This window comes from uncultured Oxalicibacterium sp., assembly GCF_913776015.1.
Classification (GTDB): domain Bacteria; phylum Pseudomonadota; class Gammaproteobacteria; order Burkholderiales; family Burkholderiaceae_D; genus Oxalicibacterium.
The window spans coordinates 1-24,641 of record NZ_CAJYMD010000047.1; the positions used below are offsets into that span (position 1 = coordinate 1).

The following is a 24,641-nucleotide window of genomic DNA, read 5'->3' on the forward strand; positions in this document are numbered from 1 at the left end:
TACGACACTATCAATAAACAAGGCAATATCGTTGCCACTTATGCGGGCGCGCCAGGCCAATCGTTTGTGACAACTGGTATTGACCATTCACCGTGGCTCGTGCGTGGTGGTATCGGCTACACCATGACCAGCGCGAGTGGCACGGAAATCAATTTCCGTTATGGTGCAGAAGGTCGTTCAGACTATCTCAATCACACAGCGTCGGTTCGCGCGAAGTGGGTATTCTGATTAGACAAGAGATGAATACCAAAGGCGACCAAATGGTCGCCTTTTTCTCTTTTTCTGTTTGGGAAACGGCAATGTCTGCAACAAATACCAAGGATAATTGCATTGAAAACTTCCGAGCGAGACATTTCACTTCTCCATCGGCGACACTCTCACGGATAACGAAAATGCATCTTAAAACTCTTCAGGCCTAGTCATATGCTTTCACCTGATTCCATTCTGCCAGCGCCTGTTCTCTTAGTGGAAGACGAGCCGTTTATATGCTCAAGACTCCAAGGTTTGTTGGAACAGTTAGGCTACACATCAGACGCTGTTATCGTTGCGTCGTCACTGGCACAGGCTCGCTCACGTCTTATAAATCAGCCCGTCGCTTTGGCCTTAGTGGATATCGGTCTTCCTGATGGCAGCGGCATCGACTTAATTGCGGAACTGCGTGCTGCGGACCCAAGCGTCGCCATTCTTGTGATTTCCGCCTATTGCACTGCAGACGCGATTCTGTCTGCGTTACGCGCTGGCGCTACAGGCTATGTACTGAAAGAACGCGACGATGTCGAAATTACGTTGTCCATCCGAAGTGCTATCCGCGGCGGTGCGCCCATTGACCCTTTCATCGCTCGCCGCATCATCGATGAAATGCGCCCGCAAGCCACGCCTAAAACGCCTATCTACCCTGATGATACTTTGACATCCCGCGAGTCTGAAATCTTAGGATTCGTCGCACAAGGACTTAATAACAGGGAAATTGCTGAACAACTCGGACTATCACGCAACACCATCGAATGTCATATCAAGCATATCTATTCCAAGCTCGCCGTTTCCTCCCGTACGCGCGCCGTTTACGCTGCACGCACACTAGGCTTGCTACCGTAGTCTGGGCATTCGTATTTTTTGCGTCAGCGTTGATAGAACCAGCGCATGCGGAGAATCTCGCGCAAGGTGTCCCAAGTTGTCATGTAACGATGCCTACCGTACAAGCGGTGCGCGCCAATCCGAACAATGAATTTCCTCCAGAAGGCAACTGGCAAACCGTCACGCTTCCCGACAACTGGATAGAACGTTGGCCTGGTTACAGCGGTTCGGCCTGGTATCGGATTACTTGGCAATCTGAATGCAACCAGTCAGAACTAGGCCTGCTGATTGAATCCATCGTCATGGCTGGAGAAGTCTACGTGAATGGAAATCGTATCTGGCGTGACATGAGCCTCATTGAGCCATTGTCGCGGAGCTGGAACATGCCAAGGTTCTGGCGTTTGTCTTATCCGCTCGTGCGAGATGGCGAGAACACCCTTTTAATCAAAGTCGTGGGCGTTGCTGGCCAAACACCAGGATTGGGCCCTGTTCGTGTTGGCGAAGCTCAAGTACTTCAAAAGAAGCACGACGATTTGGTATGGCGCAATCGGACTTTGTTCTTTATCAATCTCACCATCTCGGCCGTTATGGGGGCGGTCTTCCTCATTATTTGGCTCATTAACAGGAAGCAAACCGATTACGGCTGGTATGCGTTGACAGCTCTCTTCTGGGTTTTATTTGCGACAAATATCGTTGCTATCAGTCCCTTTCCTTTTTCCGATACTGTCATGGCAGCAAAAGCGAATGCGATTGCCTTCGTGCTCTACGTCGCCTCATTTTGTATGTTCACATGGCGTTTCTTGAAGCTGTCGATGCCTCGATTTACAAAGGCGCTATGGAGCGTGGCAACAGTTCTCATCGTGATAACGGCTACTGCGCAAGCAAACACGCTTAAAGAGACGCTTGCTTTGGCGATATTTGTGCCAGTAGCCATTTTCTTTACCAATCTTCTTTTTGCAGCTGCACATGCCTTAAAAAAGCCGAGCGCTGAACATCTTATTATTGCCTCCTGCTTTTTGAGCTTCATGATTGTTGGCGTTTATGATTTATTGCTTCTTCTTCACGTAATTAAAACCGGCAATCCCCTAATGCCACTCACAAGTATCGCCACGACCCTGTGCTTGTCAGGCGTGCTTGGTTTGAGACATGCACGCAATATGTGGCGCATCGAAAATTTTAATATCGAGCTGGAAAAAGGCATAGGCCTTGCACGCACTGAACTCAGCTCGACGTTGCAGCGTGAACATGAACTCGTGCTCACAAATTCAGTACTCAAAGAACGATTGAAACTCTCACGCGATTTACATGATGGATTGGGTAGCTCGCTAGTACGCATGATTGCCATCGTCCAGCAAGCTAAATCACCACTTCAAAACCAGCAGGTTCTATCGCTCTTAAAGCAAATCCGAGACGACCTGAGGCAAACCATCGATGCCGGGTCAAGCAATGATGTGAGAGTACCTGCATCGCCGAATGAATGGATTGCCCCTCTTAGACATCGTTTTATGCAGCTCTTTGATGATATTGAATTAAACGCCACTTGGGAGGTACCGGAGAAATGGCTGACGCCACCGAACGCCATGCAATGTTTGGCGCTGACTCGTCTGGTGGAAGAAGCGCTCACCAATGTTTTCAAGCATAGCCGTGCCCATAATGTGGGACTGAAAATGTGGCAGCCAGAAGCCAATAGGCTAATGCTCGTCATTGAGGATGACGGTGTCGGATTCGATATGGACGCTGTAAGGCAAGCTGGTGTCAGCGTAGGCATGCGCAGTATGCATGCGCGTATCGCAGCAGTAGGCGGAACTCTAGAAGTCCAGTCTTCACCCGGTCGTACAACGCTCACTATTTCTCTGAAAATGACCACGACAAATGCCTAATCTAAATGGCAAGTGCCAAGGGTAGCCTTGGCCGGAACAAGAAGTTCTCTAAATCGCGGCAAACTGAAATCTCCTATTCGACTGAGGAGATATCATGCAAGCGACATTTACGTCCTCCAACCCTACCCGCCCTTGGAATAAAAATAAACTAGTAGGCCAAAAGGCGCCGTTAAAACTAAAAGAAATCTGGGGTATCAGGATACGACTCCAGCTTTCTCATCAGATACGAAATTTGGCGTTGTTTAATTTGGCTATAGATAGCAAACTGCGTGGATGTGACCTTATCAGTCTTCGTGTGGCTGACGTTGCTCTCGGTAGTGCGGTTCTCTCACGGGCGATTGTGATGCAACGGAAGACTTTACGGCCCGTGCAGTTTGAAATCACTGAGCAAACTAGGTGCTCTCTTGAAGAATGGGCCAAGAAAGCCAATCTGCAATCAAGTCACTTCCTTTTTCCAAGTAGGACAACGTCTTCTAGCCACATATCGACACGTCAATACGCTCGGATAGTAAAGTCTTGGATTGCGTCAATAGGCCTAAATCCTGAAGCTTACGGAACGCATACGATGCGCAGGACAAAAGCAACCTTGATATACCGACGAACTAAAAATCTTCGCGCAGTTCAGCTGCTTCTTGGGCATACCAAGTTAGAAAGCACTGTTCGTTATCTTGGGATAGAAGTAGATGACGCTCTCGAAATAGCGGAACAGACAGAGGTCTAAAAAAGTAAGGCGCCGTACACCCAGCGGCGCCTAACGACCCAAAGCGGACCATATATGAGTTAACCGCATAATGTAGGCAACTCTAGACACAACAAATGCTTATCAAAGACCTTCAATTAGAGTTAGAAAAGCTAGGTGTACCACGTCGCGTCTATTCGATTGGCAGACCCGCCGACGAACGCCTGTGCATTGAGCAACGAGGTGGCCGATGGGACGTCTATTTCATAGAACGGGGAAAAGAAACGACATTAAGGGTATTTCCTTCTGAAAGTGATGCAGCGCTGTTTATGCTTAGCGAACTCAGAAAAGAAATTTAGTTTGTCCGCTTCTGGCCGATAGCGGACCTATTCGTTTTCTGTGAGTGGGAGACTTGATTTCACTGATTCGAGCAAGCCCAGCCATTCGTCAAAGCTCACCCCTTCTACATGAAGGTCCCCTAAATATTTGATATGACACATCCTTCGTATTCTCGAAATCAAAGTGTCAATATCATCATTTGTACGTTCAATTTTATCTACTAACGTATCGAGCTCAAGCGCTTCTTCTTTAAAGCCGTTTAGCCGAAGTAAGCGAGTAACGCTAAGTACTCTTTGCCGTGTAGTCTCAATATTCATGTCGATATTTTTCTTGTAAACGTTGTTTGGTCACAGGGATATTTTCTTATTTTATTGAATGTCCGCTTTTGGCCGATAGCGGACGTCGGCTTTCGACCCAAAGCAGTCGCTGGCGAGTTCATGTGGCAGCTCTTAACCATTCGGAATCAGTAACTGAACTCGCGGTTACAAATACATGACCTTTGTGCCACATAGAGGGCTTATCAAGTGGGGGCGCATTTTCAAATAGCAGACCGTTACATGTTGGGCACCGAGGGGCTGCGCTTGCTCTGTAATGTCCTCCACATGGACATGGCTTAAACAAAGCCTCAAAGCGCGCGTAGTAAGGCAGCAAGTGCCGGTTGTAATACTCCCATCCAGAATCACCTGGCTGCAAGTTAGGCCATTTGATTCCATTTTTTGTCGCCAACTGATGGTCTTTAAGAAGTAAGACGCTTGGACAAGAATCACAGTACATACAGTCCATATTACTGAAGCCGAGGTGATATAACTCACCATGAATTTCGGTGTCACAGCTTTTGCAGGTAACAGAGTGACTTGTCATGATGCTCAACCTAGTTATGAAGTATCAGGAGGAATCTCGGGGGCATGAGACGTTGCAAATAGCGAAACTATCACAAGGCATCTCCGATGCCCGCTTCTGGCCGGTAGCAGACGCCGCTGTTCTGAGAAAAAGCTGCCAGTTGGCAGCCTTTTCAAGTGGACTCATTTCGCATACGGTCGCAATTTCCTTCTATCGCTTTTGCAATCTCATTGCGCGTAGCTGCCCGAATTGGATAGTTCTTAGCTTCATTCTTGAATGCCAATCCGACATCCACTATGCGCCGTATGATTTCGACAGCGCGCGGTTCTGAAATTCCATCAAGCGTCGCTAGCTTCACCAAATGTCCAACGGTTGGATGCAATGCTTCTCCGTCTATATCCATTTGATGGTATCCACCCGGACCGGTGCAGTATGTAAGGTCATAGCAAGGCGAGAGTTTCCACTCAAGCTGTTCGGTCATGCGATAAGAAAAATTCTTTGTATGGTCATCACGATTATTGAACACAACATTGAATACACATCGCTCGAATGCTTTCCGCACTTCAAGCTCGCTGAGTGTCAGACCGCGCGTGGCGCGTAGTAGCGTTTGGTAACTAGCGTTTGGAACGCGGAAGTTGATGTTCAATGCGCCGGCTAGGGTGTGGATAGGCACACGCATGCCTTGGCATCGGTCGAACCGTTCAATGCCGAATGCCGCACGCGTCGCATCTATGTCGAAATAAGCTGTTTTTGGCAAATCTAATCCACATCGGCGCGCCATTTCACAATAGAGATGTTCAATAGCGCACACTTCTTTATGCTCGTTTTGCCTTGGGAATTTCACTAGCCATGGCACGCCTGGTGCGTCGGAATACGTGCTAATTGCACCATTGTCCTCATCGTACTGCACGAGTGCTTTCGGTCGGGCGCCGTGCGGCACGCCACCCACCAAGATAAGTTGCTTTAGTGCTTCAGCACTTTCCTGGCCGGATGCCACCTGTTGGATTCCATTGGCTAGGTCGATAAGCCTTAAGTCGGTTGCCGGCAAGTCAATCGCGTCAGCTGGGTAAAAGCTCAGTGCCCCCATTGCTCGGCTGCCGGTAAACGCTAGACGGTCAAGCGGCGATATTTGACGAGCCGCCTTCTCGGTATTTGTACGAAAGTAACGGTCCATCAGCAGTAAGCCCCAACCATCCGGCAGGGCATCCGCAATCAACCCCGGTAACTGGTACTGCTCTCGCGGGAAGTTTTGATACGTTTTGACATCAAGAGGCATCCGGATACTGGAGAATTCAACTCCATCATCCAAGGCTTCTTTGGAGTATTCGAAAAGTACCGTGCTTCCGTTACTAGCCAGCGTGCCAAGGTGTTTAGAAAGCCCCCAACCCTCAAATTGCACTTTAAGTTTCTGCATGCCCATCAGCCTATTATCAATTTGGGAGTGGATTTTCGAGGCGCTCTGACACTGCAATCCGCTTCAAAGAAATACTGCCGCAACTATCAAGACTGCTGACACAATCAATCCGCCTATTACCGTGGAACGGCAGATGATGTGCATCAGCCTGTCACGCCCAGCAGGTGTGAATAGATATCTACTAAATTTACTCACAATAACTCCGGCTATGAGATAAGAATGGTGGCAATCAGGGCGGTTGTCGCTGCTATTGCACTCGCAATCAAACCAAGAATGACTAACAAGTCGTGACTCCGCTTCGGGTCAGCCAAGACTTCGTAAAAGGCAATGTAAAATCGTCTCAAATATCTTGGCATCATGCTTTCACCCACTTATCTAGCCAGCGTTTAATCTCTGCTTGTACTTCAAGGGCACTGATACCAGTTGCACCATTTGTCCGAATTAAATTTCGGGCATACATGAACGGCCATCCTTCTGCATCGTCATCAATGGCTATCCAATCTTCCTCTCTGATACCTCGTCGATATACATCAGCAAAGATTTGGCCAGCACGAGTCTGTTGGGCGAAGAACTCCTTATCTGTGTGACGATTGTGGAAGGTTCCGCCAACTACACGGTCCTGAAGTGAAGAACTCAACTGACTTTTGGCAAAGCTAAAGCTTTTCCTGAACACCCAGGAGGTCGACAGAACAATGCCTACTTCTGGATGGCTCGAAAGCAAGGCCTCTAGGATGGGCATCCATTCGAAAAGTTGATGGCCGGGTTCACGAAGGTAAATTCCTTTAGTCGGATGGATGAACACACCGTCAGGATGCAAACAGCCATCAAAGTCGAGCCATATAAGCCTTCCAAACTTTGGGACATCCTTACTCATGCTAGAGCCCCAGATATCGTCTTCCTCAATTGCTTTACCTTCCTACGATTCTTGCGGCGATGTGTGTTCAAAGCTTGCACGGGCGCACAAATTCTTCTTTTTGACCGTTTTTTAACTTGGAAATTGAAAGGTTTAGGCCTAGAGCTATCCCTTGTTTGGTTGCTCGATTCGGCAATTTGCGTAGCAATTTGCACCGCATTCAGAGAGAAAATCTTTTCGACTGTCGCCCTGTGTTGCGCAAGTAGAGCCGCGTATTCGTCGACATTGCACCCGCTCTGCCAATGAGGAGGCATTGGGTGCTGAATACTCAATTTGGATAATTGATAGCTAAGTCTGGGGAAATCTCTCATCCATATGGCAATTTGTACAAGACTGCCTCGCTTGAAACCCTTTCGCTCAAAATCCAGATTCAGTTGATTTGCCATCGTCAATCGATGTTGCTATTGATGAGTCTTTTGTACGGAAAGCGAGATTGACGGTATACCAGTAGTCTAATTTAGACTATCCTAACATGGATTAGTCCATTTTTGAGTATTCTCAAACAGACTTCATGATGGCGTCTAAACGAGGCGCCGATGACAAAACCGTTAAATTCAGAAAATTACAAAGCGATACTTAGACTTCTTCGGGAGATGCGGGAAGAGCTCGAAGTTAGTCAAATTGTGCTTTCCGAAAGGATGGATGTAACTCAAACTTTCATAAGTAAGTGCGAGAGAGGTGACCGGCGTATTGATGTTCTTGAATTCTTGACATGGTTAGATGCCCTTGGTGTTCCAGCAGAAGCCTTTATATCTCGGCTTAATAGGGTGGTTCAAATCGGTAAAGGAAATCCAGAACTTCGACAGAGAAGGTCAGTTCACAAAAATAGAAATACGCGCTCTTAAACCCTTAGTATTAAATTTTGTGCCCCCTCAAAACTCGACTATCATCACTTCCAAATTCGATTGCTAGGCAGCACTTCGTCGAGAACTTCAAGTTAGCGTGACTCATATGGACAAACAAATCTTTTCATAATCAAAATGTTCCGTTAACTATGGACAAAGTGATTTTCTGAAAAAAACTGTAGAATCAGATACTTAATAGACTGTCCATACTGTAAAACTCTGGGGTGCATCTTCAATGTCTAAAGCCCTGACGAATGTCTCAAAGCCCTCATCAAGAGGGCTTTTTGCTATCCGATCAAGGATGGCAGACAAATTGCAGGAAAAATTGCCGCAAGGTACCATGCTGCAAACCTAGGCCATCCCGCTCTACGCCTTATTGCGCTTACCGATTCTTTCGATGTCCTCTCACCTGGCCGAAGAAAACGCCCGTCTGCAACGGCAGTTATCCGAACTGCTGGAGCAGGCCCGCCGCAATCAGGACATCATGCAGCGCTATCAGGCATTCGACCTGAAGTTCATCGGTGCCAACAGTTTTCAGGAATTGATCGACAGCGTGTTCGATACGCTGACCGAAGCGTCAGAGCTGGATGTCGTAACGCTGGCGCTGATCGATCCCGAGCATGAAATCCGGCGCATTCTGAGCGATCTGCGGATCGACATCAGCGATTATCCAAATCTGCTATTCATCGAAGACAACTCTGACGACACCGCCCTGCCTTCGCGTAAACCGATGCTGGGTGCCTACAATCCTCTGCTTCATCGCCGTCTTTTCCCTGATGCCGTATTGAAGCCGGCAAGTGTAGCCATCCTGCCGCTGATTCGGCGCAACACACTGATTGGCTGGCTGAGTTTGGGCAGTCTGGATGCGCAACGCTTTACGGTACACATGGCGAGCGACTTCCTGCAGCACCGTGCATCCATCGTGGCGATCTGTGTGGAGAACGTGATCAACAACGAGCGCTTGCAGCATATCGGCCTGACCGATCCGCTGACGGGTGTGAACAATCGGCGCTATGTGGAAAAGCGGTTGCTGGAAGAAGTCGGCCGTACGCAGCGCCACGGGTACCCGCTGTCGTGCATGTACATCGATCTGGATCACTTCAAGGCCGTCAACGATCGCTATGGGCATCAGGGCGGTGACGAGGTGCTACGCGAAGTTGCCAAGCGGATTCAGAACGAATTGCGCCTCAGCGATGCGTTGGGCCGCTTCGGCGGTGAGGAATTCGTGGTGCTACTGATCGATGCACCGCATGCGGTGGCAATGGCGGTGGCAGAGCGCATTCGTCACAGTGTGGATGGCAAGTCCCTGCTCCTCAGTTCGGGCGAGACGGTACACGCGACGGTGTCGATTGGGGTGGCGACGGCAGCGCAACTGGAGCGCAGGGACGCGCCGTTACCGATTGCACAGGCTTTGCTGTCGCGGGCAGACACCGCACTGTATCGCGCCAAGAAGGCAGGACGAAATCGCGTGATCAGCGGGGATGAATGAAAAAGGGACCGAATGGTCCCTTTGCTTTATGCCATCAGCCACGCTCGGCGGCGGCTTCCTGTTTCAAGCGTTCGGATTTGACTTCCAGCGCTTCGCGCGATTCGCGCCATTCAGGATTGAAGGGAATGCAGCTGACGGGGCAGACTTCCTGACATTGCGGCTGGTCGAAGTGGCCGACACATTCCGTGCATTTATGCGGATCGATTTCGTAGAATTCCGCGCCCATCGAAATGGCATCGTTCGGGCATTCGGGTTCACAGACATCGCAGTTGATGCATTCGTCCGTAATCATGAGGGCCATTACATGCCCCTCAACGGACGAATCCAGCAATCGCTTGCATGCGATCGCTGCGAGGACTGGCGCAAAGTAATACTTTGCAAAACCCCAGTCCACGTGTCGGTGATCATTAAAGCCATTGCATCACCCTCTTCCGCGCACCGACGAATACACCAATGGCTTGCAAGCCATTGGTGCACGTTTCGGCGCAAAGCAATGCTTTGCGAATTTCCGACAACGTGTGTCCGTAATCATCAACGCCATGCCATCCATACAAAGGATTACTTACCGCCCTTTTGCGCGGCGATCTTTTCCTTGAGCCAGCGATCAACCGAAGGAAAAACAAACTTGGAAACATCGCCGCCCAGCGTCGCGATCTCGCGCACGATGGTTCCGGAGATGAACTGGTATTGATCGGATGGCGTGAGAAATAGCGTTTCGACGTCCGGCAAGAGATAGCGATTCATGCCGGCCATCTGGAATTCGTATTCGAAGTCGGAGACGGCGCGCAGGCCGCGGACGATCACGCGGGCATCATGGCGGCGCACGAAATCCTTGAGCAGGCCGGAGAAGCTTTCGACGTGGACGTTTGGGTAATGCCCGAGCACCTCATTGGAAATCGTCAGGCGTTCTTCCAACGTGAAGAACGGCTTCTTGTTGCGGCTGTCGGCAACGCCGACGATGAGTTTGTCGAACAGGCCTGATGCGCGGCGGACCAGGTCTTCATGACCGCGTGTGAGCGGGTCAAATGTTCCCGGATAGATGGCTGTGACCATATTGGCTCCCTGTGTGGTGGCTACGTGTCGACGGGCGGAAGAAGTAAGCGGCGCGGGTGCCTGTGGGTGGCAGGATGAGTGCTTGGCTCAAGACTTGTGCTGGATACTTCGCTTTGCGCGGCGCGACACATGCGGCACCGCAAATAACAGAATGCGCATTATGCCTCAATTTGAGGCACTTTTTTGGCCTGCAGCAAATGGTAGAAAACCGTACCGGCCTTGTCGGCACGCAGGATTTCCCAGTTTGCCAGCCATGCGGGCGCAGATTCTGCGGTCAATGGGACTTCTGATTCCACGTAAAGCAGACCGTCGCGCCGCAGCAACGCCTCGCATAGCGGCACGGCGCGTTCAAGCCAGTTCTGATGATACGGTGGGTCGAGAAAGATCAGGTCGAACTGCGTTTGACTGCGCTGCAACCCTTGCATCTTCGCCAGCGCATCCCCCTGCATGATGTCGATCTGGCTGGCCTGCAGCTTGTCTTTCATCTGCGCAAGTTGTCGTACGGCGGGACCGAAATTCTCCAGCAACACCACATGGCGTGCACCGCGGCTGGCGGCTTCAAAGCCGAGCACGCCGGTACCGGCAAAGGCATCGAGACACGCGATACGCTCCCAATCACCGTCGATGACGTGGGTGATCCAGTTAAAGACGGTTTCGCGCACGCGGTCTGGTGTCGGCCGCAAACCCGTGGCATCGGTAACGGGCAATGGCGTGCGTTTCCACTGCCCGCCGATGATGCGTACCTGGTGTGGTGCGTTGCGCGGTTTGACGCTTGCCGATTTGCCGTGAGGTCGGGTCATGAATGGGCGACGGCCATGCCGTGAAAAGGAAAGAGCGTGGATTGTAAACAGCGAAGCCCGCAGACGCCAGTGCCTGCGGGCTTCGTTGCTTTGCTACCAGTCATCAGCACGGCACTTGCAGCGCATGCGTAATCAGCAGCGTTTAGCGCGCTCCTACCACGACTGTCGTGAAGTGCGACGTCTGCAGCTTGCGATTGAAGGCATCGCGAATCTGCTCTGCCGTGACACGCTCGACATTGGCGGTCCAGGTGTCGAGGTAATCGAGCGGCAAGCCGTAGAAACCAATCATCGCGATGTTTTCCAGCAGCTTCTTGTTGCTGTCGATACGCAAGGCAAAGCCGCCGACGAGATTGTCCTTTGCCGCCTTGAGTTCAGCCGTACTCGGCCCTTGCTTGAGAAAGCCATCCACGGTTTCGCGCACGATCTTCAATGCCTGGTCTGCCTGTTCGCTCTTGGTTTGCAGACCGATCTGGAAAGGCCCCGGCTGCGCCATAGGTTCGAAGTAGCTGCTGACGCCATACGTCAAGCCACGCTTTTCACGCACTTCATTCATCAGGCGCGAGACAAAGCCACCGCCGCCGAGCACATAGTTGCCGACCAATAGCGGAAAGAAATCCGGATCCGGGCGCTGCAGGGCCGGCATGCCGATCAGGATGTGCGCTTGCGACGAGGAATGCGCGATGCGTTGCTCGCCGCCCTTGCCGGTCGTGACTGCAGGTAATGCCAGCAGTGCAGCCCCCTGTGGCAAACCGGCCGTGAGTGTACGCGCAATGCCATCGGCTTCGTTGCGCGTGACATCGCCAATTAACGTGATGACGGCATGGTTGGCAACATAGTATTGACGATGAAATGCCACGAGGTCGTCACGCTTGATGGCGTTGATCGAGGCTTCCGTGATCTGTGCGCCATACGGATGCGCAGCGTACAGCGCCGAAGTAAAGGCGCGATCGGCGATCACTTCCGGCTTGGTCAGGTTTTCCTTGAGATTGGCGATGGTGCGAATCTGGTCACGCGCCAGCAGATCGGCCGGAAAAGCCGGTTGCGCAAGCACGCGCGCCAGCATTGCAATTGCTGGTTCGCGTTCGGTGGTCAGCGTGCGCAGGGTCATGCCGCCACGATCATTGTCAATCCGGTTGCCGCGTTGCGCAGCGAGGTCGGCAAAGGCATCGGAAATCTGTGCCTCGTTGCGTGCCGCTTGGCCATTCGCTGCGACGACACCGCGCGACAACATCGTATTGGTCATGGCGGCGGTGCCGCTTTTACCAGCCGGATCGCGCCGCGTACCAGCGTCGAAATCAACGCTCACATCCAGCATCGGGATGCTGTGGTTTTCGACGAACAGCACGCGCGCGCCATTGGCGAGCGTCCACGATTGAATCTGGAGAGCAGCGTGCGAGACCGAGCAGGCAAACGCCAACACGGTTCCGGCAATGAGTTTGAACATGGAAAACTCCGAACGAATCTGGTCAGGTTGGGATCAGCGCAGCGGGCCGGTCAGTGCCGAGGCCGGTGCAGCCGGTTGCTTGTCGGTCATCGGCAACGGCACGAGCGTGCCGACGGTCAGTGCGTCGTCACCAAAATATTTCTGTGCCACCGCCTGCACGTGTTGCGGCGTGACTTGTCGCAGGCGTTCAATCAGGCGGTCGATATCGCGCCACGAATGGCCGGACATTTCCATCGCACCAATTTCCATTGCCTGCCCGAAGACCGAGTCGCGCTTGTAGATCTGGCTGGCAATGAGTTGCGTTTTCACGCGTTTGAGCTCATCCTCGGAGACACCTTCCTTGGCAATGCGCGCCACTTCGGCACGCAGGTAGCCTTCGAGCTGCTCGGTCGTCGTGCCGGCAGCGGGCGTGCCGTCGAGAATGAATTGCACCGGCCCGCGTGCCACGCCCGAATACGACGCGCCGACTTCATTAGCCACGCGCTCGGTGCGCACCAGACGCGCCGTCAGACGTGCATTGTCATAACCGTCGAGCACGGCAGCCAGCACATCCAGTGCCAGCGGTTCTTCATCCTTGGCCGCATCGCGCAGCGCCGGCACCTTGAACGCCAGTATCACATAGGGATTCTCGGCAGGCGCCTTGACGGTCACTCGTTTGATGCCCTTCTGCTCTGGCTCGTTTTGCGGACGGGTACGCACCAGCGTCTTGGGCTTGAGCTTGCCAAAATACTTTTCCGCCAGGCGATGCACCTGTTTGGGATCCACATCGCCGGAGACGACCATCGTCGCATTGTTGGGCGCATACCATTGCTCGTGCCACGCCTTCACATCGTCCACGGTCAGATGTTCGAGATCGTCCATCCAGCCGATGATCGGATTGCGATATGGATGCGCGGCATAGGCCGTTGCCGTCAAGGCTTCGTAAAGCAGTGCGGCAGGCTGATCGTCGGTACGCAGGCGGCGCTCTTCCATGATGACGCGGATTTCGCGAGCGAACTCGTCCTTGTCGAATTGCAGATTCGCCATGCGATCCGCTTCGAGTGCCATCACGGCTTCCAGATGCGATTTCTCTATCTGCTGGAAATAGGCGGTGTAATCCTTGCTGGTGAAGGCGTTCTCGCGTCCGCCCATCTGCGCCACGCGGCGGCTGAATTCACCCGGCTTGAGCGTCTTGGTACCCTTGAACATCATGTGTTCGAGCGCGTGGGCCACGCCCGTGGTGCCATTGCGCTCATCAATCGAGCCGACACGGTACCAGACCATGTGTGCCACGGTCGGCGCACGATGATCTTCGTTGACGATGATCTTCATGCCATTCTGGAGAGTGAATTCTTCGGTAGGGACGGCGAGAGCGAAAGTCGGTGCCAGCAACAGTACGGCAGCGGGGAGGACAGCGGCCAGCAAGGCCTTGATACGCAATTTCATAATCGTGTGCTCTGATAGAATACGGCGATTGTAGCGCCTGCCCTGCGCATGCTGCCCAGGGTCGGATCGCCAACCGCTGATCAGACTCCATTCCCGATGTTTAGTTTCTTCAAGAAAAAGCCGCCGGCCCCGCCGCCACAACCCGAAGCTGCGCCTGCATCAATACCGGCACCGCAGATCGCGCCGGATGTGCCTGCGCCGGCCGAACCGGTTCCTGCGGTTGCCGTCCCTGTGGTTGTAGCGCCTACCGTCACAGAAACACCCGCGATTGTGGAAATCGCCACGCCTGCCACCGAACACGAAATCGTCGCTGTCGAAACCCCGGCCGCGCAAAAGCAATCGTGGATGGCGCGCCTCAAAAGCGGACTATCCAAAACCTCGTCCAACCTGACCACGCTGTTCGTCGGCGCCAAGATCGATGACGATCTCTACGATGAACTCGAAGCCGCGCTGCTGATGGCCGATGCGGGTGTCGATGCCACGCAATTTCTGCTGGACGGCCTGAAGCGCAAGGTCAAAACCGACCGTCTAACGGATGCGGCGCAGGTCAAGCAGGCATTGCGCACGCTGCTGATCGACATGCTCACGCCCTTGCAGAAGCCCCTCGTGCTGGGTCGCCACAAGCCGCTGGTCATGATGATTGCGGGCGTCAACGGTGCCGGCAAGACCACCACCATCGGCAAGCTGGCCAAGCACTTGCAGGCGCACCAGCAATCGGTGTTGCTGGCCGCGGGTGATACCTTCCGCGCTGCCGCACGCGAACAACTGACAGTTTGGGGCCAGCGCAACAACGTCACCGTGATCGCACAGGAATCCGGCGATCCGGCCGCCGTTGCGTTCGATGCCGTGCAATCGGCCCGTGCACGCGGCACCGATGTCGTGATGGTCGATACCGCCGGCCGTCTGCCGACCCAATTGCATCTGATGGAAGAGCTCAAGAAGATCAAGCGCGTGATCGGCAAGGCGTCGGATGGCGCGCCGCATGAAGTGCTGCTCGTCATCGACGGCAACACTGGCCAGAATGCGCTCACGCAAGTGAAGGCGTTTGACGATGCATTGGGCCTCACCGGCCTAGTCGTGACCAAGCTCGACGGCACGGCCAAGGGCGGTGTGCTGGCGGCCATCGCACGAACCCGTCCGATTCCTGTCTACTTCATCGGGGTCGGCGAGCAAATCGAGGATTTGCAGCCGTTTGATGCATCGGCATTTGTAGATGCGATATTAGGATGAGGCAGAGCCGACAGTCCGGGCTGATCAAGATAGATGATTGAATTCCATCAGGTTTCCAAGCAATACCCGCCGAACATCGCGGCACTTTCCGATATTTCGCTCAAGATCGACAAGGGCGAACTCGTGTTCCTCGCCGGCCCCTCAGGTGCCGGCAAATCCACGCTGTTGAAGATGATTGCGGCCATGGAGCGACCCAGCGAAGGCACGGTCACGGTCAGCGGCCACGATGTCGGACGCATCAAGCAATCCGGTCTGCCCTATTTGCGCCGCAACCTCGGCCTGATCTTCCAGCAACAGCGTCTGCTCGAAGACCGCACCGTGCTTGCGAATGTCATGCTGCCACTGATCGTCTGTGGCGCCACGCGTGGCGATGCGGAGCGCCGTGCCCGTGCCGCGCTCGACAAGGTCGGCCTGCTGGACAAGGCACCCATGTCGCCGCAAAGCCTGTCGGGCGGCGAACAGCAGCGCGTCTCGATTGCACGTGCCATCGTCAATCGCCCGCAGATCATTCTGGCTGACGAACCGACCGCCAATCTGGATCGCGAAGCTGCCAACAAGGTACTCGACGCACTCAAGGCATTTCATGCCGTCGGCGTGACCTGCCTGATCTCGACGCACGACGAACAATTCCTCGATACCGCCACGCGCGTGATTTATCTCGACCACGGCCGCATTCTCGAAAGCTGGCGTCGCACCACGCCAGTCGGCAACAACGCACAGGTGCAAGCATGAACGGCTGGATTCGTCACCACGGCTTTGCGATTTCCGACGCCTTCCGCCACCTGCTGAAAACGCCTGGCAACTTCATCCTGAACGTACTGGTCGTCGCGATTGCACTGACGCTGCCCTTTGCCGGCCTGACGCTGATCGAGAACGTGCGCCCCGTATCGGAGCAACTGGCGGTCGAGCCGGAAATCAGCGTCTTCATGGAAGTCGATGCCTCGCGCGAACGCGCCACCGCGGTCGGCCCCGAGATTCGCCGCATCGCGCAGGAGGCCAAGCATGGCATCAAGCTGGAATTCATCCCGCGCGAGAAGGCATTGACGACCATGAAAAACAAGACGGGTCTCGATGAAGCGATCACAATTCTCGGCAACAATCCGCTGCCGGATGCCTATGTCGTCAAGATGGCCGGGTTTCAGGATGATGGCGATGCCAAGGTCGTTACACAAATTGCCGCCAAGCTGCGCGAACTGGATGGCGTGGAATATGTGCAGATCGATTCGGCCTGGGTGGAGCGACTGGCGGCACTGTTGCAGGTCATGCGCCTAATTCTGGCTTTTCTGGCGATCACGCTGGGAGTCGTCGTCGTGGCCGTGGTATTCAACACGATTCGCCTGCAAGTCATGACGCAGCGCGAGGAAATCGAAGTCTCCCGACTCGTCGGCGCGACCGATGCCTTCATCTGCCGTCCGTTCTATTACACGGGTGCTTTACTGGGGCTGATCGCGGGCGGCGTCGCATTGATTGCTGTCGCGGTCGGCCTGAATCCGCTGAATACAGCGATTGCCGATTTTGCACGGCTGTATGCGTCCGAATTCCGTCTGGGCAATCTTGACCCGCTGTGGATGCTGACGCTGCTGGGCATTAGCGCCCTACTCGGCTATCTGGGTGCGCTGCTTTCCGTCTCGCGGCAATTAAAACGATTGCAAGACTGATTCCCGTCAAATGGCCTCTCAAACGAGAGGCCTTTTTCTTACGTTTGGTCACAAACAATTCAAACAAGGAATGCCTTTTCTAACGCATTCTGGCGCAACTTCACGCCCGAAATCTGCTCTAAAACCTTGAACGCGACTTAAATGGTTGCACCAAATGCAATAGCATTTTGGCTATGACCGCCTTCAGAAAGCGCAATTAGCACTCATTGGAATAGAGTGCTAATATAGGCCTCAACCGTGGGATAACAACCCATCTTTTCCTGAAGTCGCAAGCAAGGAGAAAACATGAAAGCTGCAACTGCATCCAACGCAATGATTCCCTCGAGCAACGTTATGGCGCTCGGGTTCTCAGGCGCGCTGGGCAATATTGACGCTTACATTTCGGCAGTCAATCGCCTGCCCATGCTGACGCAGGAAGAAGAAGTTTCGCTGGCTCGCCGTCTGCGCGACCAAAACGACTTGGGCGCTGCCCAGCAACTGATCATGTCGCACCTGCGCCTTGTGGTGTCGATCGCACGTGGCTATCTGGGTTACGGCTTGCCGCATGCCGACCTGATTCAAGAGGGCAATATTGGCCTGATGAAAGCCGTTAAACGCTTTGATCCCGATCAAGGTGTACGTCTGGTGTCGTATGCCATGCACTGGATCAAGGCCGAGATGCACGAGTACATCCTGAAGAACTGGCGTCTGGTCAAGGTGGCCACCACAAAGGCACAGCGCAAGCTGTTCTTCAACCTGCGCAGCCACAAGAGCGGCTTGGATTCGATGACGCCGGACCAGGTGAACGAGCTGGCAAAGACGCTCAACGTCAAGCGCGAAGAAGTCATCGAAATGGAAACGCGTCTGTCAGGCCGTGATATTGCTCTGGAAGCGCCATCCGATGATGAAGATGACAAGTTCGCGCCTATCGCTTACCTGTCTTCCGAAGCACAGGAACCGACGCGTGTCCTGGAATCGCAGGATTACGACCGCATGCAGACCGAAGGTTTGAGCACCGCACTGGAAAAGCTCGATCCGCGTTCGCGTCGCATCGTTGAAGCGCGCTGGTTGGCTAACGACGATGGCTCGGGTGCAACCCTGCATGAACTGGCTGATGAATTCGGCGTCTCGGCTGAACGTATTCGCCAGATCGAGGCAGTCGCCTTGAAGAAAATGAAGGGTTCGCTGGCTGCATACGCCTGATCGGCCAAACGCCTTGTAATAAAAAAGCGCTCCTCGGAGCGCTTTTTCTTTGGGCAAGCGATAGACCCGCCTGCTATACCGCATCATTATTTTCCGGATAACAGAAGCTTCAGATCGTGCACAACACTGTCGACGCCTTGTCCGTGGCGAATGAAGAGGCGAATACGTCCTGTCGGATCAAAGACATAACTGCCCGCAGTGTGATCGATCGTGTAGCTACCGGGCTCCTTGCCCGGCACTTTTTCATAGAACACCTTGAATTCCTTGGCGGTGCGATCGATTTCTTCGGGCGTGCCATACAAGCCGACAAAGCGTGGATCGAAGGCCGTCACGTATTGCGACAACAGATCCGGCGTATCGCGCGTCGGATCCAGCGTGATGAAAATGACCTGCACGCGGTCCGCATCCGGCCCAAGCTGCTTCATGACGTTGGACATTTCCATCATCGTCGTCGGGCAGACATCCGGGCAGTGCATGAAGCCGAAGAACACGACGACGGCCTTGCCCTTGAAATCCGCCAGCGTACGCTTCTGCCCAGTATGATCCAGCAGTTCGAATCCCTTGCCGTAAGCCAATCCGGTAACGTCGGTGTTACTGAATTTCGCTGCAGGTGGCGTCGCTTTTTCACCGCATGCAGCGAGGGCCAGCACGGTTGCGCAAACGACAGCGAGAGAACGGAGACGGCGCGGAAACGTTATCGGCATCAGAAACTCAGGTAATGGTCGACCAGCAATACGGCGAACAGAATCGACAGATAGACGATGGAGTAGGCGAACATCTTGCGGGCGATCAAATCGGTGTAATGGCGATACACCTGCCACGCATACCAGAGGAAAATCGCATCGAGCACGAGCGTCACGGCCAAATAAACCCAGCCGCTCATCCCGACCGCAAATGGCAGCAGCGTGCACGCCACCAACGCGACCGAATACAGCAGAATCTGCAATTGCGTAAAGGCCATGCCGTGCGTGATCGGCAGCATCGGCAAACCCGACTTCGCATATTCGTCACGACGGTACAGCGCCAGCGCCCAGAAATGCGGCGGCGTCCAGACGAAGATGATCAGCACCAGAATCCAGGCCTGCATCGGCACATCATTGGCAATCGCGGCCCAACCCAGCGCCGGCGGCATCGCGCCCGACAGCCCGCCGATGACGATGTTCTGCGGCGTCGCCGGCTTGAGAATCATCGTGTAGATCACGGCATAACCAACGAATGTGGCGAAGGTCAGCCACATGGTCAGTGCGTTGACGAAGTTGTACAGCACCCACATCCCGGCACCGCCGATCACGCCGGAGAAAATCAGCGTCTGCGTGACGGTCAGTTCGCCACGCGCCATCGGACGGCGTGCCGTGCGCGCCATGCGTGCATCGATCTCACGTTCGACCAGGCAATTGACGGCAAAGGCCGCACCGGCCAGCAGCCAGATACCGACGGTTGCGGCAACGACAAGATGCCAATCCGGCAAATCTGGTGAAGAAAGAAACATCCCGATCACGGCGCAGAACACCGCCAGCTGCGTCACGCGCGGCTTGGTCAGCGCCCAGTACTGGGCAATGCGATTGGGGGAAGCGGTCAAGGTAGTCACGTTAATCGTTCGAAACAGCGGAAGTGCGCGAATCGATCCGATTCGCAGAAGACAAATCGCGCGGCTGACCGGCGATGCGAGCCTTGTAGTTTACCATGACCGTCAGCAGCACCAGCAGCGCCGCACAGCCATTGTGGGCAACCGCCAACGCCAGCGGCCATTCGAGCGACACGGTAGACAGCCCGATCAGGATTTGCAACGCCAGTGCTGCCAACAAACCGCGACCGACTTTTTGCATGCCATCGATGCGGCTTGCGCGCCATGCCGTCCAGCCCAGTAGCGCCACCACGACGAAGGCGAACATGCGATGTGTCCAGTGAATCGCCACCAGCGCGGGGAAAGGCAGATAATCGCCGCCGGCCGTCATGCCCAGACTGCGCCACAAGGTGAAGCCATGTTCGAAATCCATCTCCGGCACCATGGCACCATGACACAGCGGCAGATCGGGACAGGCCAGCGCGGCGTAATTGGTGCTGACCCAGCCGCCCAACGCAATCTGCATCGTCAATACGAGCAAGCCCAATAGCGCAGGCCAGCGCAATCCCCTGCCCGCGGCTGCAACCGGTACGTGGATGTTTTGCCGTGCACCGACCCACGTCAGCATCGCCAGCAAGGTCATGCCGAGCAACAGATGGATGGTGACGATGATGGGTTGCAGTTTCATCGTCACGGTCCAGGCGCCGAATGCGCCTTGCAGACAGACGAAGAAGAACAAAGCCAGCGGGAACCAGGGTGAAAACTGCGACTGCGTCTTGCCGCTACGCAGCCAGAAACGCCACGACAGCACGAGAACTGCAATGATGAGCACGCCAATCCCCATTGCCAGATAGCGGTGGATCATTTCAATCCATGCCTTCATCACCGTCACCGGACCATCCGGCATCAAGGCTTCAGCGGCGCGGATATGCTCCATCGCTTGCAAGGGATTGGAATGCCCGTAGCAGCCGGGCCAGTCTGGGCAGCCGAGCCCGGAATCGGTCAGACGTGTGAAGGCCCCGAACATGATGACGTCAAAGGTCAGGAAGACAGTGACCCACACCAGCTTGCGGTATTTGTTGGTGTCTTTGGAAGACCAGACGATGAGACCAAAAAGCAGGGCGACGAGCAAACCCTTGCTCGCCAGTTGAAACAGCAGCGCGGAATTATCCAATGGAGGACGCCTTCAAGAGTTTGTTCAGATCCTTCTTGATCTTGTTGGGGTCTGCATCCTTGGGGAAACGCATCATGAGATTGCCGAGCGGATCGATCATGTAGAGATGATCGCTCACCGTGGTGCCTTGTTCCACCGGCAGCCACGCCTCGACCAGTTCGGTCCTGGTGCGCAGCATGTGCGTACCGTCGAATTCGCGGATCAGGATGGTATCGATCGGATGATCATCCGTGATCAGCCAGACGCGTTCGATGCGGCTCATTTCCTTGCCCTGTGAGAGCCGCAACTGGCGCATCGCATGCAGTTTCCTCTCGCACGAAGCCAGACAATCGCCACCGGCAACCAGCAGCATGACCCACTTGCCCTTGTATGCGTCCAGCGTGACAGGCTGACCATCCAGCGTTCGCGTTTCCAGCACCGGCAGCGGATAGGCACGCGGATCAATCAAGCTACCGTAATTGGTCCTGCCTTCCGGCTTGATCACGTAATACGTCAGGTAGGAAATGATGATCGGCGAGGCGCATACCAGCAGAATGGCCAGCAACTTCCATCGCCCAATGGTTTTCTTACGATCTTCCACGTCGAAATCCTGTCACAACAAAAAATAACGTCGCCATTCCCGCCAGCCCATACCACTGAAAAGCATAGCCGCGGTGCTTGTCGATGCCGACCGAAGGCTTGGGCCAATCACGTACCAGCCCATCAGCAGTGGCGGTCGTTTCTTCCACAACCAGCGAAGAAAATGGCAGGCCGCTGGCATCCGACCATTCACGTGCCGTCAGATTCTGCAAGATTGCACCGGGTCGCAAGGCATCGGGCTGCCCCAATTGCATGACACGACCGACATCCGCACGCGCAATGCCTTCGATGACTGTCTCGCCAACCGGCGTGGCAATCGCAGGCAACCTTGTTCTGTCAGCCGTATCGCGGGGAAACCAGCCGCGCATCACGAGGACATGAGACGATGCGTTCGCCATTTTAAACGGCATCAGCAAATAAAATCCGGCCCGCCCCTGATATGGACGATTGTCCAGATAGACCGGCCAACCGGCAATGAAATGACCGCGTAGCTGCACACGCCGAAACAGCAAGTCCTGTAGGTCGTCCGGCACTTGCCCGAGCGGCAAAACTGGCGCAGACTGCCTCGTCAGCAGCAAGTTTTCGATGGCCTGCTTTTCATCGGCGCGACGCGTTTGCCATTGCGCCAGCGACAGGCCAATGGCGACCAGAATCACCGACACGATGAACGGCACAATCCTGAAACGAAAGGAAATCTGCATGGCTCCGTTATTCCATCAAACGCAATGCGTGTCCCGGGCGATTCTTGCCATGTTCAGCATATGAAAATCCTCGTTGCCATTGCGTTCATCCTGATACTGGGCAGTCTGGCCTCGGCCCTGTTTTACCTGATGCGCGACAAAGGGAAAAGCAATCGCACGGTACAGGCATTGGCTTGGCGTGTCGGCTTTTCGATCACGCTATTCGTTTTGGTATTGCTGGCCTGGCGATTCGGCTACATACAGCCTACCGGAATTCGCTGATTTTCGCGCCGGACAAGTTGTCCCACCTCCATGAAAAAAGCCGCATAAAGCGGCTTTTTTTTAAGGAAAACCGCGTCGTTACAACCAGTACACGACGACGTACAAGCCCAGCCAGACCACGTCCACGAAATGCCAATACCAGGCAGCCCCTTCGAAGGCAAAATGGTTATCCGCCGTGAAGTGTCCTTTCAGAACGCGATACAGCACGACCGCCAGCATGATCGCCCCCATCGTAACGTGGAAGCCGTGGAAACCTGTCAGTAGAAAAAAGGTCGAGCCGTAAATGCCCGATGTCAGCTTGAGGTTCAGGTCGCGGTAAGCATGGATATATTCATAGGCTTGAAAACCCATGAAAACGGCACCGAGCAAAATGGTGGCAGCCAGCCAGATTGCCGTCTGGCTGCGCTTGCCTTCACGAATCGCATGGTGCGCAATCGTCAAGGTCACACCGGAAGTCAGCAGCAGTGCCGTATTGATCGTGGGAATCCAGAACGGCCCCATGGTGGAAAACGATTCGACCGTATTCGCCGGACCAACGCCGCCCCAATGCGCGCTGAAATCGGGCCAGAGCAATTTGTGATCGAGATCGGCTAGCCACGGCATGCTGATACTGCGTGCATAGAACAAAGCACCGAAGAATGCTGCAAAAAACATGACTTCGGAAAAGATGAACCAGCTCATACTCCAGCGGAACGACACGTCGATGCGCTTGCTGTAAAGCCCGCCTTCAGATTCCTTGATGGCATCGCCGAACCAGAAATAGAGCACAAACAGAAAACCCAGCAAGCCAGCCAGATTCACATAAGCACCCCAGCCGACGTCATTTACCCACGCCGAGGCGCCCGCCATCATGACAAGCAGCGAAATGCCCGCCATCATCGGCCAACGCGACGGACCCGGCACGAAATAGTACGGAGCATCCTTTTGTTGAGTACTCATCTCTGTCTCCCGATCGGACATGCTGCACGAATAGCCGTGCAAACGTTGTTACGCTCTGCCGCTGATAATCCTGTCTTGTCTGCCGATTGCCGATGCAACCAGCCTCATCTGTTTTTGGTCAACCCGCCGTAGCTACCGCTGCCTTATCAACCTTGTCGTCTTTCGGTTTTTCCGCCTTCTTGTCAAACCCACCTACGTCAAAAAAGGTGTAAGACAAGGTAATCGTCTTCACGTCTCTTGGCAGTGCCGGGTCAAGGTAAAACACCACCGGCATCTGCCTTGCCTGCCCTGCTGACATCGTCTGCTGCTGGAAACAGAAGCATTCGACCTTCTTGAAATGTGCCGCGGCCTGCTGCGGCGCATAGCTCGGAATCGCCTGCGCCTCGACACTGTGCTGCTGCGTATTCACCACTTCATACAATACCTGCGCCATCTCGCCCGGATGCACGGTCATGCTGTTGACCGTCGGACGAAAGCGAAACGGCCCATGCGCATTGGCATCGAACTCGACGGTAATCGTACGGCTGCGATCGATCTGCGAATTGTCGATCGGCTTGACCTTCATGCCTTCGCCTTCCTGAAAAGCGAGGATGTTGATGCCGGTGATTTCACAAATCTGTTTGTACAGCGGCACCAGCAGATAGCCAAATCCGAACATCATCACAGCGATGATGCACAGCTTGCCGAACATCTGTTTGTTCAGCAGGCGGATCGACGAATGTTCTTGCTCTTCCATCTCACCTCACATGAACCACATGCGTTTTGCAAACACGCCAAACATGAACATCGCCGCAATCGACGCCAGAATCAGCGCAGTACGCACATTGCGTTTTTTCTGGTCGTCGGTCAAGTTCATCCTCTTTCCTCGAATGAAAGTCGGCTGTGATCACTTCACGGTAGGCGGCGTCTCAAAGGTATGGAAAGGCGCGGGACTTGGCACTGTCCACTCCAACCCTTCCGCACCTTCCCAAGGCTTGTCCGATGCAGGCTGCCCGCCACGAATCGATGGCAACACGACGGCAAACAGGAAGTACACCTGCATCAGTCCAAAGCCCAGGCCTCCAATAGAGGCAATCATGTTGAAATCCGTGAACTGCGCCGGATAGTCGGCATAACGACGTGGCATGCCGGCCAGACCCAGGAAGTGCATCGGGAAGA

The 24,641-nt window shown here is 54.2% G+C and carries 27 protein-coding genes and 2 pseudogenes; 12 read left to right on the plus strand and 17 right to left on the minus strand.

What is annotated here, in order from left to right:
* The 5 genes and pseudogenes from QZ725_RS07725 to QZ725_RS07745 all read left to right on the plus strand — a co-directional run.
* Window positions 1-228 (plus strand): annotated as a pseudogene (locus QZ725_RS07725) (autotransporter outer membrane beta-barrel domain-containing protein); the annotation flags it as partial.
* Between the two features lie 195 nt (window positions 229-423).
* Window positions 424-1,095: a response regulator transcription factor gene (locus tag QZ725_RS07730; protein ID WP_293778146.1), complete on the plus strand. Its 672-nt coding sequence runs from the start codon at window positions 424-426 to the stop codon at window positions 1,093-1,095.
* An 89-nt stretch (window positions 1,096-1,184) separates the two neighbouring features.
* On the plus strand, window positions 1,185-2,954 hold the full coding sequence (locus tag QZ725_RS07735; protein ID WP_293778148.1) for a 7TM diverse intracellular signaling domain-containing protein: 1,770 nt from the start codon (window positions 1,185-1,187) through the stop codon (window positions 2,952-2,954).
* A 94-nt stretch (window positions 2,955-3,048) separates the two neighbouring features.
* Entirely contained in the window at window positions 3,049-3,675 is a 627-nt protein-coding gene (locus tag QZ725_RS07740) for a tyrosine-type recombinase/integrase (RefSeq protein ID WP_293778150.1), read from the plus strand.
* A gap of 95 nt (window positions 3,676-3,770) precedes the next feature.
* The gene (locus QZ725_RS07745) at window positions 3,771-3,992 is read left to right on the plus strand and encodes a hypothetical protein (RefSeq protein WP_293778152.1); all 222 of its coding nucleotides are present in this window, start codon (window positions 3,771-3,773) and stop codon (window positions 3,990-3,992) included.
* Window positions 3,993-4,019: 27 nt separating this feature from the next.
* Here the strand turns inward: QZ725_RS07745 and QZ725_RS07750 are convergent, their stop codons facing one another.
* The 3 genes from QZ725_RS07750 to QZ725_RS07760 form a co-directional block, all read right to left on the minus strand.
* Complete coding sequence (locus QZ725_RS07750; protein ID WP_293778155.1) at window positions 4,020-4,289, minus strand: hypothetical protein; 270 nt, start codon at window positions 4,287-4,289, stop codon at window positions 4,020-4,022.
* A 695-nt stretch (window positions 4,290-4,984) separates the two neighbouring features.
* Window positions 4,985-6,232, minus strand: a complete 1,248-nt coding sequence (locus QZ725_RS07755) for a type II toxin-antitoxin system HipA family toxin (RefSeq protein WP_293778158.1) — start codon at window positions 6,230-6,232, stop codon at window positions 4,985-4,987.
* A gap of 349 nt (window positions 6,233-6,581) precedes the next feature.
* Complete coding sequence (locus tag QZ725_RS07760) at window positions 6,582-7,100, minus strand: HAD domain-containing protein (protein ID WP_293778160.1); 519 nt, start codon at window positions 7,098-7,100, stop codon at window positions 6,582-6,584.
* 575 nt (window positions 7,101-7,675) lie between these two features.
* Between QZ725_RS07760 and QZ725_RS07765 the strand changes: the two genes are divergently transcribed.
* Together QZ725_RS07765 and QZ725_RS07770 are read left to right on the plus strand one after the other, a co-directional pair.
* On the plus strand, window positions 7,676-7,984 hold the full coding sequence (locus QZ725_RS07765) for a helix-turn-helix transcriptional regulator (protein WP_293778163.1): 309 nt from the start codon (window positions 7,676-7,678) through the stop codon (window positions 7,982-7,984).
* A 397-nt stretch (window positions 7,985-8,381) separates the two neighbouring features.
* Entirely contained in the window at window positions 8,382-9,473 is a 1,092-nt protein-coding gene (locus QZ725_RS07770) for a diguanylate cyclase (RefSeq protein ID WP_293778166.1), read from the plus strand.
* Window positions 9,474-9,507: 34 nt separating this feature from the next.
* Here the strand turns inward: QZ725_RS07770 and QZ725_RS07775 are convergent, their stop codons facing one another.
* From QZ725_RS07775 to QZ725_RS07795, 5 genes are all read right to left on the minus strand, one after another.
* Window positions 9,508-9,774, minus strand: coding sequence for a YfhL family 4Fe-4S dicluster ferredoxin (locus QZ725_RS07775; protein ID WP_293778168.1), 267 nt, complete (start codon window positions 9,772-9,774; stop codon window positions 9,508-9,510).
* A gap of 257 nt (window positions 9,775-10,031) precedes the next feature.
* Entirely contained in the window at window positions 10,032-10,526 is a 495-nt protein-coding gene (coaD, locus tag QZ725_RS07780) for a pantetheine-phosphate adenylyltransferase (protein WP_293778172.1), read from the minus strand.
* Window positions 10,527-10,684: 158 nt separating this feature from the next.
* Window positions 10,685-11,326, minus strand: a complete 642-nt coding sequence (rsmD, locus tag QZ725_RS07785; RefSeq protein WP_293778175.1) for a 16S rRNA (guanine(966)-N(2))-methyltransferase RsmD — start codon at window positions 11,324-11,326, stop codon at window positions 10,685-10,687.
* A gap of 142 nt (window positions 11,327-11,468) precedes the next feature.
* Entirely contained in the window at window positions 11,469-12,770 is a 1,302-nt protein-coding gene (locus QZ725_RS07790) for a pitrilysin family protein (protein ID WP_293778177.1), read from the minus strand.
* 33 nt (window positions 12,771-12,803) lie between these two features.
* A complete protein-coding gene (locus QZ725_RS07795) occupies window positions 12,804-14,195 on the minus strand; it encodes a pitrilysin family protein (protein WP_293778179.1) in 1,392 nt (463 codons plus the stop codon).
* A 96-nt stretch (window positions 14,196-14,291) separates the two neighbouring features.
* Between QZ725_RS07795 and ftsY the strand changes: the two genes are divergently transcribed.
* The 4 genes from ftsY (at window position 14,292) to rpoH (ending at window position 18,265) form a co-directional block, all read left to right on the plus strand.
* On the plus strand, window positions 14,292-15,425 hold the full coding sequence (gene ftsY, locus QZ725_RS07800; RefSeq protein WP_293778182.1) for a signal recognition particle-docking protein FtsY: 1,134 nt from the start codon (window positions 14,292-14,294) through the stop codon (window positions 15,423-15,425).
* Window positions 15,426-15,458: 33 nt separating this feature from the next.
* Window positions 15,459-16,157 (plus strand): cell division ATP-binding protein FtsE, encoded by a 699-nt coding sequence (ftsE, locus tag QZ725_RS07805; protein ID WP_293778185.1) that lies wholly within the window; start codon window positions 15,459-15,461, stop codon window positions 16,155-16,157.
* Window positions 16,154-17,083 carry a permease-like cell division protein FtsX gene (gene ftsX, locus QZ725_RS07810; protein WP_293778187.1) on the plus strand — a complete coding sequence of 310 codons (930 nt, stop codon included), beginning with the start codon at window positions 16,154-16,156 and terminating at the stop codon, window positions 17,081-17,083. The genes ftsE and ftsX overlap by 4 nt, the downstream gene beginning before the upstream one ends.
* 285 nt (window positions 17,084-17,368) lie before the next feature.
* Window positions 17,369-18,265, plus strand: coding sequence for an RNA polymerase sigma factor RpoH (gene rpoH, locus QZ725_RS07815; protein WP_293778190.1), 897 nt, complete (start codon window positions 17,369-17,371; stop codon window positions 18,263-18,265).
* Window positions 18,266-18,351: 86 nt separating this feature from the next.
* On the opposite strand, the gene QZ725_RS07820 is transcribed toward rpoH, so the two are convergent.
* Genes QZ725_RS07820 through QZ725_RS07840 form a run of 5 tightly spaced genes read right to left on the minus strand, consistent with a single transcriptional unit; the run spans window position 18,352 to window position 22,283 of the window.
* Entirely contained in the window at window positions 18,352-18,969 is a 618-nt protein-coding gene (locus QZ725_RS07820) for an SCO family protein (RefSeq protein ID WP_293778192.1), read from the minus strand.
* Window positions 18,969-19,853: a heme o synthase gene (gene cyoE / locus QZ725_RS07825; RefSeq protein WP_293778194.1), complete on the minus strand. Its 885-nt coding sequence runs from the start codon at window positions 19,851-19,853 to the stop codon at window positions 18,969-18,971. Before cyoE ends, QZ725_RS07820 begins: the two co-directional genes overlap by 1 nt.
* Window position 19,854: 1 nt before the next feature.
* Window positions 19,855-20,988, minus strand: a complete 1,134-nt coding sequence (locus tag QZ725_RS07830) for a heme A synthase (protein WP_293778209.1) — start codon at window positions 20,986-20,988, stop codon at window positions 19,855-19,857.
* 7 nt (window positions 20,989-20,995) lie between these two features.
* A complete protein-coding gene (locus tag QZ725_RS07835) occupies window positions 20,996-21,583 on the minus strand; it encodes a cytochrome C oxidase subunit I (RefSeq protein ID WP_293778196.1) in 588 nt (195 codons plus the stop codon).
* Window positions 21,570-22,283, minus strand: coding sequence for an SURF1 family protein (locus QZ725_RS07840; protein WP_293778199.1), 714 nt, complete (start codon window positions 22,281-22,283; stop codon window positions 21,570-21,572). Before QZ725_RS07840 ends, QZ725_RS07835 begins: the two co-directional genes overlap by 14 nt.
* A gap of 60 nt (window positions 22,284-22,343) precedes the next feature.
* Between QZ725_RS07840 and QZ725_RS07845 the strand changes: the two genes are divergently transcribed.
* Window positions 22,344-22,544, plus strand: a complete 201-nt coding sequence (locus tag QZ725_RS07845) for a twin transmembrane helix small protein (protein WP_293778201.1) — start codon at window positions 22,344-22,346, stop codon at window positions 22,542-22,544.
* Window positions 22,545-22,622: 78 nt separating this feature from the next.
* On the opposite strand, the gene QZ725_RS07850 is transcribed toward QZ725_RS07845, so the two are convergent.
* From QZ725_RS07850 to QZ725_RS07865, 4 genes and pseudogenes are all read right to left on the minus strand, one after another.
* Window positions 22,623-23,483 (minus strand): cytochrome c oxidase subunit 3, encoded by an 861-nt coding sequence (locus QZ725_RS07850; RefSeq protein ID WP_293778203.1) that lies wholly within the window; start codon window positions 23,481-23,483, stop codon window positions 22,623-22,625.
* Window positions 23,484-23,601: 118 nt separating this feature from the next.
* On the minus strand, window positions 23,602-24,219 hold the full coding sequence (locus QZ725_RS07855; RefSeq protein WP_293778205.1) for a cytochrome c oxidase assembly protein: 618 nt from the start codon (window positions 24,217-24,219) through the stop codon (window positions 23,602-23,604).
* A gap of 6 nt (window positions 24,220-24,225) precedes the next feature.
* Complete coding sequence (locus tag QZ725_RS07860) at window positions 24,226-24,339, minus strand: cytochrome oxidase small assembly protein (RefSeq protein WP_293778207.1); 114 nt, start codon at window positions 24,337-24,339, stop codon at window positions 24,226-24,228.
* A gap of 30 nt (window positions 24,340-24,369) precedes the next feature.
* Window positions 24,370-24,641: pseudogene (locus tag QZ725_RS07865) on the minus strand (cytochrome c oxidase subunit I); the annotation flags it as partial.

Bases quoted from the DNA above. Each gene is read 5' to 3' on its own strand.
- QZ725_RS07750 (WP_293778155.1), bottom strand. From the start codon at position 4,289: ATGAATATTGAGACTACACGGCAAAGAGTACTTAGCGTTACTCGCTTA.
- rpoH (WP_293778190.1), top strand. From the start codon at position 17,369: ATGAAAGCTGCAACTGCATCCAACGCAATGATTCCCTCGAGCAACGTT.
- ftsE (WP_293778185.1), top strand. From the start codon at position 15,459: ATGATTGAATTCCATCAGGTTTCCAAGCAATACCCGCCGAACATCGCG.
- QZ725_RS07770 (WP_293778166.1), top strand. From the start codon at position 8,382: ATGTCCTCTCACCTGGCCGAAGAAAACGCCCGTCTGCAACGGCAGTTA.
- QZ725_RS07775 (WP_293778168.1), bottom strand. From the start codon at position 9,774: ATGGCCCTCATGATTACGGACGAATGCATCAACTGCGATGTCTGTGAA.
- QZ725_RS07765 (WP_293778163.1), top strand. From the start codon at position 7,676: ATGACAAAACCGTTAAATTCAGAAAATTACAAAGCGATACTTAGACTT.
- QZ725_RS07760 (WP_293778160.1), bottom strand. From the start codon at position 7,100: ATGAGTAAGGATGTCCCAAAGTTTGGAAGGCTTATATGGCTCGACTTT.
- coaD (WP_293778172.1), bottom strand. From the start codon at position 10,526: ATGGTCACAGCCATCTATCCGGGAACATTTGACCCGCTCACACGCGGT.
- QZ725_RS07860 (WP_293778207.1), bottom strand. From the start codon at position 24,339: ATGAACTTGACCGACGACCAGAAAAAACGCAATGTGCGTACTGCGCTG.
- QZ725_RS07790 (WP_293778177.1), bottom strand. From the start codon at position 12,770: ATGTTCAAACTCATTGCCGGAACCGTGTTGGCGTTTGCCTGCTCGGTC.
- QZ725_RS07735 (WP_293778148.1), top strand. From the start codon at position 1,185: ATGCCTACCGTACAAGCGGTGCGCGCCAATCCGAACAATGAATTTCCT.
- QZ725_RS07755 (WP_293778158.1), bottom strand. From the start codon at position 6,232: ATGGGCATGCAGAAACTTAAAGTGCAATTTGAGGGTTGGGGGCTTTCT.
- QZ725_RS07845 (WP_293778201.1), top strand. From the start codon at position 22,344: ATGAAAATCCTCGTTGCCATTGCGTTCATCCTGATACTGGGCAGTCTG.
- QZ725_RS07850 (WP_293778203.1), bottom strand. From the start codon at position 23,483: ATGAGTACTCAACAAAAGGATGCTCCGTACTATTTCGTGCCGGGTCCG.
- QZ725_RS07840 (WP_293778199.1), bottom strand. From the start codon at position 22,283: ATGCAGATTTCCTTTCGTTTCAGGATTGTGCCGTTCATCGTGTCGGTG.
- QZ725_RS07855 (WP_293778205.1), bottom strand. From the start codon at position 24,219: ATGGAAGAGCAAGAACATTCGTCGATCCGCCTGCTGAACAAACAGATG.
- QZ725_RS07730 (WP_293778146.1), top strand. From the start codon at position 424: ATGCTTTCACCTGATTCCATTCTGCCAGCGCCTGTTCTCTTAGTGGAA.
- QZ725_RS07740 (WP_293778150.1), top strand. From the start codon at position 3,049: ATGCAAGCGACATTTACGTCCTCCAACCCTACCCGCCCTTGGAATAAA.
- QZ725_RS07820 (WP_293778192.1), bottom strand. From the start codon at position 18,969: ATGCCGATAACGTTTCCGCGCCGTCTCCGTTCTCTCGCTGTCGTTTGC.
- rsmD (WP_293778175.1), bottom strand. From the start codon at position 11,326: ATGACCCGACCTCACGGCAAATCGGCAAGCGTCAAACCGCGCAACGCA.
- QZ725_RS07795 (WP_293778179.1), bottom strand. From the start codon at position 14,195: ATGAAATTGCGTATCAAGGCCTTGCTGGCCGCTGTCCTCCCCGCTGCC.
- ftsY (WP_293778182.1), top strand. From the start codon at position 14,292: ATGTTTAGTTTCTTCAAGAAAAAGCCGCCGGCCCCGCCGCCACAACCC.
- ftsX (WP_293778187.1), top strand. From the start codon at position 16,154: ATGAACGGCTGGATTCGTCACCACGGCTTTGCGATTTCCGACGCCTTC.
- QZ725_RS07745 (WP_293778152.1), top strand. From the start codon at position 3,771: ATGCTTATCAAAGACCTTCAATTAGAGTTAGAAAAGCTAGGTGTACCA.